This is a genomic window from Streptomyces sp. NPDC047971, assembly GCF_040653355.1.
Lineage (GTDB): Bacteria > Actinomycetota > Actinomycetes > Streptomycetales > Streptomycetaceae > Streptomyces.
On the sequence record NZ_JBEZNW010000035.1, the window covers coordinates 63,770 to 78,879 of the forward strand.

Below are 15,110 nucleotides of genomic sequence, written 5' to 3' on the forward strand. Positions count from 1 at the left end.
ATGGACACTGCTGCCGGTGGCAGGGAGATCGAGGAGTCGGTGGAGCCCGTCGTGGGCGCCGTCGATCTCGACGTGCGTACGCTCGCGCTCGGCGCCACCAGCGGCACCGTCCCGCTCGCCCGCGATTTCACGAGGACGGCGCTCTACGACTGGGGCTGGCTGCCGGCCATCGGCGCCGACGCCCGGGCCGCCGCCGAGGACGTCCTGCTGGTCGTCTCCGAGCTGGTCACCAATGCCTGCCTGCATGCCGACGGCCCCGAGACGCTGCGGGTGCTGCGTCGCGCCAAGGTGCTGCGCCTGGAGGTCGTCGACCGCGGCACGGGGCAGCCCGCGCCGCGCACCCCGCACCGGGCCGGACGGCCCGGCGGGCACGGCATGTTCATCGTGCAGCGGCTCTGCCTCGACTGGGGCATCGAGCGCAGGCCCGGAGCCCCCGGCAAGACGGTCTGGGCCGAACTGGCGGCTCCCGCCTAGTACATCCGTACGACCATCCGTGGCGCGCCCGCGAAGGGCGCGCCTTTCGGTGCTCCCTTTGTCTTCCCTCTACAACGCCCCAGGCGTACCTTGACGCCCAATCTGATAAGCCGTCAGTAACTTCGCGGTGAGGGGTGCTTGGATCGTGCCGTACCGGAGGAGAACAGCTTTCGCGCTGGCAGCGGCGGCGGGCTCGGTGGTGCTGGCCTCCGCCCCCGCGGCGCAGGCCGCCGTCGTCGACGTGGACTACGCCTGCGAGACGAAGATCGGGCCCAAGGGCGCGGTCTCGCCCGTCGGCATCACGGCCGTCAGGAGCGGCAGCGGCTACACGATCACCATGTCCTTCGAGAAGGGCGTCTCCGACAGCCCCATCGAACTGCCCAAGGGCGTCATGACGCCTCGCGCGGAGCTCAAGCTCGGCGGCGCGGACTCGGGCACGATCAAGGTCAAGGGCACGCCGAACACGACCGCGATACCGCCCAACACCCCCATCAAGATCGGGCAGTTGACGGGCACGTACACACCGAAGAAGAGCGGAAAGGTCACCTTCACGGCCGGGGTGCTCACCGTCCACGCCCTCGGCATGGACGCGGCCGTCTGCACCCCCAAGAACAACCCCGCGCCGGCGCTCGAACTCGACGTGACGGCCGCAGGCGGTAGCTCTTCGGGGGAGACGCAGTCCACCAGCGGCGGCGAACTGCCGAAGACCGGACCGCTCGACTCCGCCACGGCGCTGGCCACCCTCGGCGGCACGGTGCTGCTGACCGGCGCGGCCGGCGTGCTCTGGCTCACCCGGCGCACGGCACGCTGATGCGGGGGGCGTGGGCCGGTACGGCGACCGCGACCGCCGCGCTGCTCGGGGCGGTGGCCGCGGCGCCCGCGCCCCCGCCGCCGGGATGGACGGCGGGCGCGGCCCAAGGGCGGCCGTACGTCTATCTGGAGGGGCCTCCCGGAAGCGTCCTGGAGGACACCCTCTCGGTGACCAACCCGGGACCGGAGCCGCTCACGGTACGACTCGACGGGCGGGGAGCGCCGCTCGCCTTCGCCGCGCGGACGGTGACGGTGCCGGCGCGGACCCGGGCGGACGTGCCGTTCGCCGTCACCGTCACGGCCGGCACCGCCCCCGGCGAGCACCGGGGGACCGTGAGCGCGGAGGCGGGCGGGCGCCAGGTGCGGGTGCCGGTGCATCTGCGGGTGAGCGGGCCGAGCGTGGCGGCGCTCACCGTCGAGAAGGTACGGCTCGACGGCTCGGGCACCGTGCACTACACCCTGGTCAACCGAGGCAACACGGTGCTCGCCCCGAGCCTTTCCCTCCGCGCCGAGGGCCTCCGCGGCACCGTCCTCGACCGCACGTCGCGGGCCCTGCCGCTCACCCTCGGCCCCGGCGAACGGGCCACCCGAAGCGAGCCCTGGCCCGACCCGCCCGCGCTCGACTCGATCACGCTCCACGTGCGGGCCACGGCTCCGGGCGCCCCGGCGGCCGACGCCCGTGCCGAGCGGGTCTTCGTCTCCGGCGGCGCGATCGCCGGCGGGGCGGGCGCCCTGCTCGTGATGGCGGGCGCGGCCGCCCTCGCGGCCCGAAGGCGCCGCGACCGGGACGTCCGGGCCGGCCGGCCCGGGGAGGGTCCCGGATCCCCCGTGGAGGAGACCCAGTTGGTGGACGCGACGGCAGGAGCGGACCGATGAGGACGAGCGGTACGGAGCGGTGGGACGGGAGCGCTCCGTTCGCGGCGCGGGCCACGGCCGCGGGCGGGCGGGCCGCGTCCGGTCCACGTCGTGACGCGCCCCTCCGGGCGGCGGCGGTCGTGGCGCTGCTCCTCGCCGCGCTCGCGCTCGCCCTGCTGCCCGCACCCCGGGCGTCCGCCGCTGCGGGGCCCACCGTCGCCCTGTCACAGACCGAGGGAGGCAAGGGCGGCGAGATCACCGTGAGCGGATCCGGGTGGAAGCCCGGGGCGCTGCTCATGCTGCTGATGTGCGGTCAGTCCGCGCCCGGCAAGGGCGTCATCGGGGGCACCAACTCCTGCGCCAACACGCTCGGCCGCGCCGCCACCGTCGACGCCCGGGGCGCCTTCAGCCAGAAGCTGCCGGTGGCCGAGCCGCCCAAGCCCTGCCCGTGCGTGGTGCACGTGGCCGGGGTCACCGGGCAGCAGGACGTCGTGGACGTCGCCTTCACGGTCGCCGGCCATCCGACCGCCCCGCTGCCCGAGGCCACCGGGGACGGCAGGCTCGCCGTCCTCGCCTCCGTACGCCTCGAAGGCTCCAGCGGAGTCCTGGTCTGGTTCGGCGCGCCCGCCCGGCGCGAGATCGTCTTCACCGTCGGGAACCTCGGCCAGTCGGCCGTGAAGGACCCGGTCTTCCAGGTCGGCACCGCCCATGGCGTCTTCTCGCCGCAGTACGAGGAACGGCAGTGGCGCGGCACCATCGAGCCCGGAAGAAAGGCGCAGATCAAGCTGCCCGTCGAGCTGTCGGCGGGAGCGCACGGCGACTACGAGGTGTCGGTGAGATACGCCGGCAAGGTCCTCGTCGACCAGCCGTGGGGGGTCGGCCGGCCCTGGGGCGTGACGCTCTTCTGGCTGCTGCTCGCCGTGGTCGTCCCGGCCGCGCTCTTCCGCGTCGGCATGGCGGTCGTGGACCGCGTCCGTCCGGGCGCCTCCGCCGCGGCCCGCGCCGGGCACCGCCGTCGCCGCGCCCTTGTACGTACACCCGAGAACGGCCCCGCCCCCGAGCGGGACGAAACCACCAGCACGACCGCGGTCCTGCCGTGGTTCACCCCGGACTCCGCACCGTCCGCACCGTCAGAGATCAGCCCGACGACGAAGGGACATCAGTGAGCACGCAACGGAGGATGAGCGCGGCGGGAGTCGCGCTGATGCTCGGCGGCGCGGGGATCATGCTGGCCGCCAGCCCCGCTCAGGCCGCCGAGGTCGCGTACAAGACCGAGTGCATTCCGCCGTCCATCTCCGGCCTCCCGCCGGTCCAGGGCACCACGAAGGTGCAGATCACCGCACCGGCGGAGGCGAAGGTCGGCGACGAGGTCGAGGTCGTCTGGAAGACGGTCGAGGCCGCTTCCAAGAACCCCGACATCCTCGACCTGGAGAAGGACACGGTGAAGCCGACCGGTGTCGTCAAGGTCGGCGGAGCGGCGAGCGGCACCCTGACCATGGAGGGCCCGCGGCAGAACCCGCCGATCCCGAAGAACAGCCCGATGGTCCTGCCGGACATGAAGGGCAAACTGAAGCTGGAGAAGGCGGGCGAGATCACGCTGACGCCGGACAAGTACACGATCAACGTCTCGAAGCCGATGTCGACGGACACGAAGTGTTCGCCGAAGGAGACCGTGGCGGTCGGGGCGACGATCAAGGTGTCGGAGAGCGGGGGCGGCTCGTCCGGCGGCACGAGCACCTCGGGTGGAAGCACATCGGGCGGCACGACGTCCGGCGGCACCACCAGTGGCGGCTCCACATCCGGCGGCACCACGTCCGGGGGCACGACGTCCGGCGGCAGCAGCGGCTCGGGCGGCACCACCGGAGGGGGCGGCGGGCAGACCGACTTCACGGGCAAGGAGGTCTCGGTCCAGTTCGCATGCCAGTCGCCGGGCCCGGCGAACATCACCTCCAAGGTGACCATCAACGCCAAGAAGAACGGGGGCAGCTACGACCTCACGGTCAAGACCGCCAAGGGCGTCATGGACAGCCCCGCCCCGCTTCCCGCCGGGGCGCTCAAGCCCTCCATGGCGGTCAAGCTCGGCGGCGCCGACAGTGGCACGGTCAAGGTCGACGGTCCGGCGAACGCCGCGCCGCTGGAGCAGGGCAAGCCGGTCGACCTGCCGGACATGAAGGGCACGTACAAGCCCGGAGCGAGCGGCAAGGCGACGCTCAGCCCCGGCACCCTGACCATCAACGTCTCGCTCGGCGGCTCGCCGATCGTGATCCCCTGCCAGGTCAAGGGCGCCGTCCAGGCATCGCTGGAGCTCGACACGACCAAGCAGGAGGGCGGCGCCTCGGGCGGCGGTGACGCGGCGTCCGGTGGTGGCTCCGGCTCGGCCGGCTCGGGCGGCGGCCTCGCCGAGACGGGCGCCGAGGACGACGGCGCCCTGCGCGCCCTCGCCCTGGTCGCGGGCACGGTGATCCTGCTCGGCGGCGCGGTCTTCACCTTCACCCCGTGGGCGCGGCTGCGTCGCTGACACGGGTTCCGAAAACGGCGGAGGGCCGCCGCACCGATTCGGTGCGGCGGCCCTCCGGGGGTACTGCGTGGGACGTGGGCGTCAGTGGACCGTGCCCATGAGCGCCTGGACCTTCTTGCGGTACATGTAGATCGCGAAGCCGGCGGCGACGGCGAGCGTCGCCTGCATCGCGATGATCCCGGTTCCGTTCAGATCCACGCCCGCGATGGACAGCAGACCGGTGGTGCAGTCACCGGCGGTGACGGCGAGGAACCAGACACCCATCATCTGGGAGGCGTACTTCCGCGGAGCCATCTTCGTTGTGACGGAGAGGCCCACGGGGGAGAGGCAGAGCTCACCGATGGTCTGGATCATGTAGATCGAGACGAGCCACATCGGGGAGACCAGGGTCCCGTCGCCCGACATGTTCATCGGGACGATGAAGACGAAGAAGGACGCACCGACGAGAACCAGACCCATCGCGAACTTCACGATGGTGTTCGGCTCCTGGTTCTTACGGGCCAGCCACAGCCACAGCCAGGCGAACACTGGGGCCAGCGCCATGACGAAGAGCGGGTTCAGGGACTGGTACCAGGTCGCGGAGAAGCCCAGGCCGAAGACGGTGTCGGCGGTCTTGTCGTCCGCGAACAGCGACAGCGTCGAACCGCCCTGGTCGTAGATCATCCAGAAGATCGCAGCGGCCACGAAGAACCAGATGTAGCCGTTCATCTTCGACTGCTCGCCGGCGCTGAGGTCCTTGTCGCGCTTGATGCGTGCCAGGACGGCGATGGGTATGAGCAGACCGGCGAGGGTCAGCGGGACCAGGGCCCAGTTCAGCGTGTAGAGGCCGAGGGCGACGACGATGCCGTAGAAGACGGCCACGAGGGCGACGACGAGAGCGACCTTGGTGATGATCGCCTTGCGCTCGTCGGAGGAGAGCGGGTTCGGGACCTCGCTGCTCTTGGGGTTGAGGCTCTTGGCGAAGGTCAGGAAGACCGCGAGACCCAGGCCCATGCCCACCGCGGCGAGCGCGAAGCCGAGGTGCCAGTTGTATTCCTTGCCGATCGTTCCGATGAGGAGCGGAGCGACGAAGGCGCCGAGGTTGATGCCGACGTAGAAGAGCGTGAAGCCTCCGTCACGACGCGGGTCCTCGGGACCGTCGTAGAGGTGACCCACCATCGTCGAGATGTTGGCCTTCAGCAGACCCGAGCCGACGGCCACCAGCGCCAGGCCGACGAAGAACATCGCCGAGCCGGGCAGCGCCAGCGACACATGGCCCGCCATGATCACGAAGCCGGCGATGGTGACAGTCTTGCGGGCGCCCCAGACGCGGTCGCCGAACCAGCCGCCCGGCATCGCCATCAGGTAGACCATCGACACGTACACGGAGTAGATGGCCGTGGCGGTGGCGGCCCTCATCGCCAGGCCGCCGCCCTGGCTGCCCACAGCGGCGTCCGCGCCACCGGAGACCAGGTAGTACACCAGCAGTGCCCGCATCCCGTAGTAGGAGAAGCGCTCCCACATCTCGGTGAAGAAGAGGGTGGTCAGGCCGCGGGGGTGGCCGAGGAACGTCTTCTGGTACCGGGGAGTTCCGGTCGAAGCCGTCGTCAGGCTGGACGCCATGTCGATCCTTGCTCTGTCGGGACGCGCGCCTTGTGAGCGTGGTGCGCCCGGTGGGGGAGGCCGGCACCGGCGGGGAGTGGTCGCACCCCACCGGGATCCACGCCCCTGACGCCGCATCGCGTCTCGGGACCCGGCCCACAGGTCGTTCACTGTCATCGAGGTTGGCGTAGCCGACCTCACGCAGAAAGAGGACCTCGGTCGCGCGAAGCGAGCCAAAGGTCCCCGATTACCGCAATTGATGCCTCGCCACCATACGCCACGACAGTGCCGGATATGGAAGGACTTGAGAGATGGATCACAGGTGGCCGTGGAACCACAAGCCCTCATTCGAAGGTCATGTGCAGGTTACCCACCTTGATCCGCAGGAGCGGTCACGGCCCTGTGGATCATGCCCCGGGGTGTCCGCGGTGCGGACTACCATCACCCCATGACCCGTGTACTGCTCGCCGAGGACGACGCATCCATCTCGGAGCCGCTGGCCCGAGCGCTGCGGAGAGAGGGATACGAGGTCGAGGTGCGGGAGGACGGCCCCACCGCACTCGACGCCGGACTCCAGGGCGGAGTCGACCTCGTCGTGCTCGACCTCGGGCTGCCCGGCATGGACGGCCTTGAGGTCGCCCGGAGGCTGCGCTCCGAGGGCCACACGGTTCCGATCCTGGTGCTCACCGCCCGCGCGGACGAGGTCGACACGGTCGTCGGGCTCGACGCGGGAGCCGACGACTACGTCACCAAGCCCTTCCGCCTCGCCGAACTCCTCGCCCGCGTCCGGGCCCTGCTCCGGCGCGGCTCCACGGAGCCGGCGGTCGCCCCCGCGACGCACGGCGTCCGCATCGACGTGGAGTCGCACCGCGCCTGGATGGGCGACGAGGAGCTCCAGCTCACCGCGAAGGAGTTCGACCTGCTCCGGGTCCTCGTCCGGGACGCCGGCCGGGTCGTGACCCGCGACCAGCTGATGCGGGAGGTCTGGGACACCACCTGGTGGTCGTCGACCAAGACCCTCGACATGCACATCTCCTGGCTCCGCAAGAAGCTCGGCGACGACGCGGCGAACCCGCGCTACATCGCCACCGTCCGGGGCGTCGGCTTCCGCTTCGAGAAGAGCTAGCCGGCCCGGGCCCACGCCGGTGCCGGACGGGGCCGCCCGGGGAAGGGCGCCATCGGCGCGGGCCCGTGCACCTCCGCTCACGCCGTAGGCTCGACGCGTCCGTCGTGTCACCCCGCCCGGAGGGCACAGTGCGTCGCCGCCTGATCAACTCCACGCTCGCCGTCGTCCTCGTCGTCATCGCCGTCTTCGGGGTGTCCCTCGTCATCGTCGAGACGCGGACCATCTCCAGCAGCGCCCAGGAGAGCGTCGACTCCGAGGCCGTCCGCCTCGTCTCCATCGTCGACAGCCGGCTCATCGGCGGGGAGCCCGTCAACCCCGACATCCTCGCCGAGCAGAGCGGCGCCAAGCGGTACGCCCTGATCGAGATCCCCGGCCGCGCCCCCATCGAGATCGGCACCCGCCCCGAGGGCAGCGTCATCCGCGGCAGCGCCGTGGGCGAGCGCGGGGAGACCGTCACCGTCGAGGAGTCCCGCTCCACCATCACCTCCGAGGTGGGCCGCACCCTCCTGATCATCGGGGCGGTGGCCCTGCTGGCCGTCATCGCCGCCGTCCTGCTCGCCGTACGGCAGGCCAACCGGCTGACGTCCCCCCTCACCGACCTCGCCGAGACCGCCGAACGCCTCGGCTCCGGCGACCCCCGCCCCCGCCACAAGCGGTACGGGGTGCCGGAGCTCGACCGGGTCGCCGACGTCCTGGACGCCTCCGCCGAGCGGATCGGCAGGATGCTCACCGCCGAGCGCCGGCTCGCCGCGGACGCCTCGCACCAGCTCCGTACGCCCCTCACGGCGCTCTCCATGCGCCTGGAGGAGGTCGCCCTCGCCGATGACCTGGACTCGGTCAAGGAGGAGGCGACGATCGCGCTCACGCAGGTGGAGCGGCTCACCGACGTCGTGGAGCGGCTGCTCACCAACTCGCGCGACCCCCGCACGGGCTCCGCCATCGCCTTCGACGTCGACGAGGTCGTCAAGCAGCAGATCGAGGAGTGGCGCCCGGCCTACCGCAGCGCGGGCCGGGCCATCGTCCACTCGGGCAAGCAGGGGATGCGCGCGGTCGGCACCCCGGGCGCCGTGGCCCAGGTCCTCGCCGCCCTGATCGAGAACTCGCTCATGCACGGCGGCGGCACCGTCGCCCTGCGCACCCGGGTCACCGGCAACCAGTCCGTGATCGAGGTCACCGACGAGGGCCCGGGCGTCCCCGCCGATCTCGGGGCGCGGATCTTCGAGCGGACCATCAGCGGCCGCAACTCCACCGGCATCGGACTCGCCGTCGCCCGTGACCTCGCCGAGGCGGACGGCGGCCGACTGGAGCTGCTCCAGCAGCAGCCCCCGGTGTTCGCGCTCTTCCTGGGCCGCGAGGTCAAGAGCCGCAAGGACCAGGAGCGCCCGGGCCCCGAGCGGACCGGGCGCTCCAGGAGACGAAGGGACGGGACGGCGCCCTACGGCACCCGGTCGGGCTGCTTCCTGGTCGCCTGCTGCGGGGCCTGCTCCAGGAACGATTCGGCGGTCTGGACCGCCTCCCGCGCGGGCAGCGTACGGAACACCCAGGTCCGGTACGACCAGAACCGGAACAGCGTCGCGACACCGATCCCCAGGAACTTGAAGACGTTGCTCTGAAGGGGGGTGTCCCAGCCGAAGCCGTACGTCGCCGCGTACAGGATGCCGTTCTGGATCACCAGGCCGGCGACGCTGAACAGCAGGAAGAGCGTCAGCTCCTTCGTCCGGCTGCTCTTGTCGCGGTCCCGGTAGGTGAAGTACCGGAAGCCCAGGTAGTTGAAGCCGATGGCGACGACGGTGGCGATGATGCTCGCCCGGACGACGGGGACCTCGGTGAGATGACGTACGAGGTTGAAGACCCCGAGGTCCACCAGGAGGCCGACACCGCCGACGGCACCGAACTTCGCGAACTCGCGCGCGAGCCGTTCAAGCCGCACACGCAGTGCGCTGGGTTCACTCATGGTGATTGCTCAGCCCCGTCCGTTCGGAATTCGTCGACCCAGCCATGCTAACCAGACCGTTTGGCACCTGCCCGGAGAGATGGCAAACCGTGGGAAAGCCCGGGCGAGCTGTCGTAAAGCACAGGCGGGGGAGGCTCCGCGCATGGTGCGGATACCCTAAGAGGGTGACGTTCCCGGTAGTCGGCATGGTCGGTGGCGGTCAGCTCGCCCGTATGACCCACGAGGCGGGCATCCCCCTCGGCATCAAGTTCAAGCTGCTCAGTGACACCCCGCAGGACTCGGCGGCCCAGGTGGTGAGCGAGGTCGTCATCGGCGACTATCGCGACCTGGCTACGCTGCGTGACTTCGCGAGTGGATGTGACGTGATCACCTTCGATCACGAGCACGTCCCCGCGGAGCATCTGCGAGCCCTGGAGGAGGACGGCGTCGTCGTCCGCCCGGGACTCGCCGCGCTGGTGCACGCCCAGGACAAGGGGGTGATGCGCGCCAAGCTCGACGAGATCGGTGCGCCCAGCCCCCGCCACCGCATCGTCGCCGATCCGGCGGACGCGGCGGCCTTCGCGGCGGAGGGGGGCGGCTTCCCGATCATCCTCAAGACCGTGAGCGGCGGCTACGACGGCAAGGGCGTCTGGTTCGTCCGCTCCGAGGAGGACGCCCACGACCCCTTCCGCGCGGGCGTCGCGGTCCTGGCGGAGGAGAAGGTCGACTTCTCGCGCGAACTCGCCGCGAACATCGTCCGCTCCCCGCACGGCCAGGCCGTCGCGTACCCGGTCGTCGAGTCCCAGCAGGTCGACGGCGTCTGCGACACCGTGATCGCACCCGCGCCGAACCTGTCGGCCGAGCTGGCCGGCCAGGCGCAGGAGCTGGCGCTGCGGATCGCGAAGGAGCTCGACGTCGTCGGCCACCTGGCCGTGGAGCTCTTCGAGACCACCGACGGACGGATCCTCGTCAACGAACTCGCCATGCGTCCGCACAACTCCGGCCACTGGACCCAGGACGGCGCGATCACCTCGCAGTTCGCCAACCACGTCCGGGCCGTCCTCGACCTGCCGCTGGGCGATCCGCGCCCGCGCGCCCCGTGGACGGTCATGTGCAATGTGCTGGGCGGGGACTACCCGGACATGTACTACGCGTATCTGCACTGCATGGCCCGGGATCCGCAGCTCAAGATCCATATGTACGGCAAGGACGTGAAGCCCGGCCGCAAGGTGGGGCACGTCAACACCTACGGCGACGACCTCGACGACGTGCTGGAGCGCGCCCGTCACGCCGCCGGCTATCTGCGAGGAACGATCACCGAATGAGCCCTGTGAGCCCCGTCGTAGGCATCGTCATGGGATCCGACTCCGACTGGCCCGTCATGGAGGCCGCGGCCCAGGCCCTCGACGAGTTCGAGATCCCGTACGAGGTGGACGTCGTCTCCGCGCACCGGATGCCGCGCGAGATGGTGGCGTACGGCGAGGAGGCGGCCGACCGCGGCCTGAAGGCGATCATCGCGGGTGCCGGCGGCGCCGCCCATCTCCCGGGGATGCTCGCCTCGGTGACCCCGCTCCCGGTCATCGGCGTACCGGTCCCGCTGAAGTACCTCGACGGCATGGACTCGCTCCTCTCCATCGTGCAGATGCCGGCCGGTGTGCCGGTGGCCACGGTCTCCGTCGGCGGGGCGCGCAACGCCGGCCTGCTCGCGGCCCGGATCCTCGCCGCGCACGATGCCGAACTGCTCGGCCGGATGCGGGAGTTCCAGCAGGAGCTGAACGACCAGGCGACCGAGAAGGGCAAGCGGCTGCGGGCCAAGGTCGAGGGCTCGGAGTCGTTCGGCTTCGCCAAGTGAGCCGCCCGGCGGACACGGCCGGCCGGCTGGCGGAGGCGAGGGAGCTGCTCGCCTCCACCCCGGTCGTCGACGGCCACAACGACCTGCCGTGGGCGCTGCGCAAGCACGCGGCGTACGACCTGGACCGGCTCGACATCGCCGCCGACCAGACGGGCGTGCTCCACACGGACCTGGCCCGGCTGCGCGCCGGCGGGGTCGGCGCGCAGTTCTGGTCGGTGTACGTGTCGTGCGAGCTGACCGGTGACGACGCGGTCAGCGCGACCCTGGAGCAGATCGACATCGTCGACCAGCTGCTCGACCGGTACGCCGCCGATCTCGCCCCCGCCCTGACCGCGGACGACATGGAGTCGGCGCGCAAGGAGGGCCGCATCGCCTCCCTCAAGGGAGCCGAGGGCGGCCACTGCGTCAACAACTCCCTCGCCACGCTGCGCGCGCTGCACACCCTGGGCGTGCGCTACATGACGCTCACCCACAACGACAACACGGCGTGGGCGGACTCGGCGACGGACGAGCCCGGCGTCGGCGGTCTCTCCCCCTTCGGCCACGAGGTCGTCCGGGAGATGAACCGGGTCGGAATGCTCGTCGACCTCTCGCACGTCGCCGCGACGACGATGCGGGACGCGCTGGCCACCGCCGTCGCGCCGGTGATCTTCTCGCACTCCTCCGCGCGCGCGGTCTGCGACCACCCGCGGAACATCCCCGACGACGTGCTGGCGCAGCTGCCCGCCAACGGGGGAGTGGCGATGGCGACGTTCGTGCCGAAGTTCATCCTCCCCGCCGCGGTGGAGTGGACGGCCCGCGCCGACGAGAACATGCGGGCGCACGGACTGCACCACCTCGACACCACCCCGGCGGCGATGAGCGTCCACCGCGCGTTCGAGGCGGAGAACCCGCGTCCGGTCGCCACCTCGGCGACCGTGGCCGACCACCTCGACCACATGCGCGAGGTCGCCGGCATCGACCACATCGGCATCGGCGGCGACTACGACGGCACGGCGTTCACCCCGGCCGGCCTCGACGACGTCGCGGGCTATCCGAACCTGGTCGCGGAGCTGTTGACCCGCGGCTGGTCGCACGCCGACCTCGCCAAGCTCACCTGGTCCAACGCGGTCCGCGCGCTGCGGGACGCGGAGGCCGTCTCGCGCGAGCTGCGGGAGACCCGGGCACCGTCGAACGCCACGCTCGACTCGCTGGACACCTCCGCATCCTGACGGATCGTCAGTGAGGGCCCCGCTTCGGCGGGGCCTTCGCGCGTCCGGGACCGGGTCACCCGTACGGACCATCCCGTCGCGCCGGGAGGGGGCGCGGCTGCCACGGTGGGCGGTACTGCCTCGTTCAGTTCGGAGTCACACCATGGCAGATCTCGATGATCACCCATCCTTCCCCGTCGCTCCCACCGGCTCCGCCGGAGAGTCCGACCTGCCCGAACAACCCCGGCCCCTCGACGAGTCGACCCGAGCACGGGCACTCCTCGCGGCGCAGCCCGTCGTCGAGGGGCACACGGAACCACCCCGGGCGTTCGACCCGGAGGATCTTCCTCCGGTGCGGGCGCCGGAGACCGGCGCGCAGTTCTGGTCCCTGCACGTCGAACCCGGCGAGGGCGTGCTCGGCACGCTGCGGCGGATCGACGGGATCCGCGCGCTGGTCGCCGCCTGCCCCGAGGACCTGCGCCTCGCCCACACCACCGTCGAGATGGCCCACGCGGTCAACTGCGGACGGGTCGCCGTGCTCCTCGGCCCGGTGAGCTGGGCGGCGGTCGGCGGCTCGATCGCCACGCTGCGGGCCTACCACGCGCTCGGGGTACGGGCCGTCAACCTGCCCCGCTTCGACGGCTTCGGCAAGGAGGCCGTACGGGAGATGAACCGTCTGGGCCTCGCCGTGGACCTCTCCGGCGCCGACCCCGAATCGGTGCGCCGCACCCTCGCGCTCACCAGGGCCCCGGTCCTGCTGACCCGGGGCGACCCGCGGCAACTGCCGGACGACGTCCTCGGACTGCTCGCCGAGAACGGCGGGGTCTGCATGGTCCCGGTGGCCGCGGACCCGTCGGACGCCGCCGACGTCCTCGACCGCCTCCGTGCGACGGCCGGCCCGCACTGCGTCGGCATCTCCCGCACCCTGGACCCGGCGAGCGGTTACGTCCCGCTCTTCGCCGAGCTCCTCCGCCGCGGCTGGCCCGCGCCGGACCTGGTCGCCCTGGCGCACGCCAACGCGACCAGGGCGCTGCGCGAGACCGAGTTCCTCTCCCGCACCGCGCGCCCTCGCCGCGCGGCCTGACACGCCGGTGCCCCGCCGCCCCCGGTCGACGGGGGAGGCGGGGCACCGGCGCGCGTTCGCACGTCTCCGTCCCGGGCCAGCGGGCCGGGCGCACGGCCTCAGGCGCGCGGGCGGCCCATCGCGCGGTACGTCCACCCCGCCTCGCGCCAGCGCGCGGAGTCCAGCGCGTTGCGGCCGTCCAGGAGCACCCGCGACGTCACCGCCGCCCCCAACTCCGCCGGGTCGAGCTCGTCGCGGAACTCGCGCCACTCCGTCAGGTGCAGCACCACGTCCGCTCCGCGCACGGCGTCCAGCGCCGTGTCCGCGTACCCCAGCGTCGGGAAGAGCCGCCGCGCGTTCTCCATGCCCTTGGGGTCGTAGACCGTGACCTGTCCGCCCTGGAGGTGGATCTGGCCCGCCACGTTCAGCGCGGGCGAGTCGCGGACGTCGTCCGAGTCCGGCTTGAACGTGGCGCCGAGTACCGCCACCCGCTTCCCGAGGAACGAGCCGCCGCCGAGCGCCTCACGCGCCATCTCGACCATCTGGCCGCGCCGCCGCATGTTGATCGAGTCGATCTCGCGCAGGAAGGTCAGCGCCTGGTCCGCGCCCAGCTCGCCGGCCCGCGCCATGAAGGCGCGGATGTCCTTCGGCAGACAGCCGCCGCCGAAGCCGATCCCGGCCCGCAGGAACTTGGACCCGATCCGCTCGTCGTAGCCGATCGCCTCCGCCAGCTTGGCGACGTCACCGCCCGCCGCCTCACAGACCTCGGCCATCGCGTTGATGAAGGAGATCTTGGTGGCGAGGAAGGAGTTCGCGGCGGTCTTCACCAGCTCCGAGGTGGGGAAGTCCGTCACCACGAACGGCGAGCCCTCCGCGATCGGCCCGGCGTACACCTCGCGCAGCAGCTTCTCGGCCCCTCCGCCGCGCACGCCGACGACGATCCGGTCGGGGTGCAGGGTGTCCTTGACGGCGAAGCCCTCCCGCAGGAACTCCGGGTTCCAGGCCAGCTCGACGCCCTCCGGCAGCAGCGCCGCGAGCCGGTCGGCCGAGCCGACCGGCACGGTCGACTTGCCGACGACCAGCGCACCGTCCCGGACGACCCCGGCGAGCGAGGTGAACGCGGCGTCGACGTAGCTCATGTCACAGGCGTACTCGCCGTGCTTCTGCGGGGTGTTCACGCAGACGAAGTGGACGTCGCCGAAGGCGCCCACCTCCTCCCAGGAGGTGGTGAAGCGCAGCCGGCCCGTCGACCCCTCGATCCCGGCGACGTGCCGGGCCAGCAGCTCCTCCAGTCCCGGCTCGTACATCGGTACGCGCCCGGTGGCCAGCAGCTCGATCTTCTCGGGCACGACGTCGAGGCCCAGCACGTCGAAGCCGAGTTCCGCCATGGCCGCTGCGTGCGTGGCGCCGAGGTAGCCGGTGCCGATCACGGTGATCTTGAGGGCCATGCGGGACTCCAGTGACGTCGGGCGGAATGCCTGCCCGAGCATAGTCGGGCCTCGCTCCGGCCCGGGCCGGACCTTGGTCCGATGCTCGGTGACGCCCTACCCTTTGGGTTACTTAACGGTAGTTAGCAGGCAGGGGAGTGCGTGATCATGGCTGGTTCGGCTGATTTCGACCTGTATCGCCCGTCCGAGGAGCACGACATGCTCCGGGAGACGGTCCGCGCGCTGGCGGAGGCGAAGATCACGCCGTTCGCCGCCGCGGT

Annotated in this window: 13 protein-coding genes and 1 pseudogene; 11 read left to right on the forward strand and 3 right to left on the reverse strand. The window is 71.6% G+C overall.

Annotation, left to right across the window (positions count from 1 at the left end):
* The 5 genes from AB0D99_RS27515 (at position 1) to AB0D99_RS27535 (ending at position 4,657) form a co-directional block, all read left to right on the forward strand.
* On the forward strand, positions 1–474 hold the full coding sequence (locus tag AB0D99_RS27515; RefSeq protein ID WP_362367786.1) for an ATP-binding protein: 474 nt from the start codon (positions 1–3) through the stop codon (positions 472–474).
* A gap of 145 nt (positions 475–619) precedes the next feature.
* Entirely contained in the window at positions 620–1,285 is a 666-nt protein-coding gene (locus tag AB0D99_RS27520; RefSeq protein WP_362367789.1) for a peptidase, read from the forward strand.
* Complete coding sequence (locus AB0D99_RS27525) at positions 1,285–2,160, forward strand: hypothetical protein (RefSeq protein WP_362367792.1); 876 nt, start codon at positions 1,285–1,287, stop codon at positions 2,158–2,160. The genes AB0D99_RS27520 and AB0D99_RS27525 overlap by 1 nt, the downstream gene beginning before the upstream one ends.
* A complete protein-coding gene (locus AB0D99_RS27530) occupies positions 2,157–3,305 on the forward strand; it encodes a hypothetical protein (RefSeq protein WP_362367795.1) in 1,149 nt (382 codons plus the stop codon). Before AB0D99_RS27525 ends, AB0D99_RS27530 begins: the two co-directional genes overlap by 4 nt.
* 14 nt (positions 3,306–3,319) lie before the next feature.
* Positions 3,320–4,657: a hypothetical protein gene (locus AB0D99_RS27535; RefSeq protein ID WP_362367798.1), complete on the forward strand. Its 1,338-nt coding sequence runs from the start codon at positions 3,320–3,322 to the stop codon at positions 4,655–4,657.
* An 81-nt stretch (positions 4,658–4,738) separates the two neighbouring features.
* Here the strand turns inward: AB0D99_RS27535 and AB0D99_RS27540 are convergent, their stop codons facing one another.
* Positions 4,739–6,259: an oligopeptide:H+ symporter gene (locus AB0D99_RS27540; protein ID WP_362367801.1), complete on the reverse strand. Its 1,521-nt coding sequence runs from the start codon at positions 6,257–6,259 to the stop codon at positions 4,739–4,741.
* A gap of 427 nt (positions 6,260–6,686) precedes the next feature.
* Here AB0D99_RS27540 and AB0D99_RS27545 point away from each other — a divergent pair, with 427 nt between their 5' ends.
* Positions 6,687–7,364, forward strand: a complete 678-nt coding sequence (locus AB0D99_RS27545; protein ID WP_260230159.1) for a response regulator transcription factor — start codon at positions 6,687–6,689, stop codon at positions 7,362–7,364.
* Positions 7,365–7,492: 128 nt separating this feature from the next.
* Positions 7,493–8,710 (forward strand): annotated as a pseudogene (locus AB0D99_RS27550) (ATP-binding protein); the annotation flags it as partial.
* A gap of 89 nt (positions 8,711–8,799) precedes the next feature.
* Here the strand turns inward: AB0D99_RS27550 and AB0D99_RS27555 are convergent.
* The gene (locus AB0D99_RS27555) at positions 8,800–9,318 is read right to left on the reverse strand and encodes a GtrA family protein (protein ID WP_362367804.1); all 519 of its coding nucleotides are present in this window, start codon (positions 9,316–9,318) and stop codon (positions 8,800–8,802) included.
* A gap of 44 nt (positions 9,319–9,362) precedes the next feature.
* Between AB0D99_RS27555 and AB0D99_RS27560 the strand changes: the two genes are divergently transcribed.
* The 4 genes from AB0D99_RS27560 (at position 9,363) to AB0D99_RS27575 (ending at position 13,423) form a co-directional block, all read left to right on the forward strand.
* The gene (locus tag AB0D99_RS27560) at positions 9,363–10,622 is read left to right on the forward strand and encodes a 5-(carboxyamino)imidazole ribonucleotide synthase (RefSeq protein ID WP_362367807.1); all 1,260 of its coding nucleotides are present in this window, start codon (positions 9,363–9,365) and stop codon (positions 10,620–10,622) included.
* Positions 10,619–11,149 carry a 5-(carboxyamino)imidazole ribonucleotide mutase gene (gene purE / locus AB0D99_RS27565; protein ID WP_362367810.1) on the forward strand — a complete coding sequence of 177 codons (531 nt, stop codon included), beginning with the start codon at positions 10,619–10,621 and terminating at the stop codon, positions 11,147–11,149. The genes AB0D99_RS27560 and purE overlap by 4 nt, the downstream gene beginning before the upstream one ends.
* A complete protein-coding gene (locus AB0D99_RS27570) occupies positions 11,146–12,360 on the forward strand; it encodes a dipeptidase (protein WP_362367813.1) in 1,215 nt (404 codons plus the stop codon). The genes purE and AB0D99_RS27570 overlap by 4 nt, the downstream gene beginning before the upstream one ends.
* 142 nt (positions 12,361–12,502) lie before the next feature.
* Positions 12,503–13,423 (forward strand): membrane dipeptidase, encoded by a 921-nt coding sequence (locus tag AB0D99_RS27575; RefSeq protein WP_362367816.1) that lies wholly within the window; start codon positions 12,503–12,505, stop codon positions 13,421–13,423.
* A gap of 98 nt (positions 13,424–13,521) precedes the next feature.
* On the opposite strand, the gene AB0D99_RS27580 is transcribed toward AB0D99_RS27575, so the two are convergent.
* Positions 13,522–14,850 (reverse strand): UDP-glucose/GDP-mannose dehydrogenase family protein, encoded by a 1,329-nt coding sequence (locus AB0D99_RS27580; RefSeq protein WP_362367819.1) that lies wholly within the window; start codon positions 14,848–14,850, stop codon positions 13,522–13,524.
* Positions 14,851–15,110 lie beyond the last annotated feature (260 nt).

Coding starts and splice junctions, on each gene's coding strand:
- AB0D99_RS27540 (WP_362367801.1), bottom strand. CDS start 6,259: ATGGCGTCCAGCCTGACGACGGCTTCGACCGGAACTCCCCGGTACCAG.
- AB0D99_RS27525 (WP_362367792.1), top strand. CDS start 1,285: ATGCGGGGGGCGTGGGCCGGTACGGCGACCGCGACCGCCGCGCTGCTC.
- AB0D99_RS27535 (WP_362367798.1), top strand. CDS start 3,320: ATGAGCGCGGCGGGAGTCGCGCTGATGCTCGGCGGCGCGGGGATCATG.
- AB0D99_RS27555 (WP_362367804.1), bottom strand. CDS start 9,318: ATGAGTGAACCCAGCGCACTGCGTGTGCGGCTTGAACGGCTCGCGCGC.
- AB0D99_RS27530 (WP_362367795.1), top strand. CDS start 2,157: ATGAGGACGAGCGGTACGGAGCGGTGGGACGGGAGCGCTCCGTTCGCG.
- AB0D99_RS27575 (WP_362367816.1), top strand. CDS start 12,503: ATGGCAGATCTCGATGATCACCCATCCTTCCCCGTCGCTCCCACCGGC.
- AB0D99_RS27580 (WP_362367819.1), bottom strand. CDS start 14,850: ATGGCCCTCAAGATCACCGTGATCGGCACCGGCTACCTCGGCGCCACG.
- AB0D99_RS27545 (WP_260230159.1), top strand. CDS start 6,687: ATGACCCGTGTACTGCTCGCCGAGGACGACGCATCCATCTCGGAGCCG.
- AB0D99_RS27515 (WP_362367786.1), top strand. CDS start 1: ATGGACACTGCTGCCGGTGGCAGGGAGATCGAGGAGTCGGTGGAGCCC.
- AB0D99_RS27560 (WP_362367807.1), top strand. CDS start 9,363: ATGCTAACCAGACCGTTTGGCACCTGCCCGGAGAGATGGCAAACCGTG.
- purE (WP_362367810.1), top strand. CDS start 10,619: ATGAGCCCTGTGAGCCCCGTCGTAGGCATCGTCATGGGATCCGACTCC.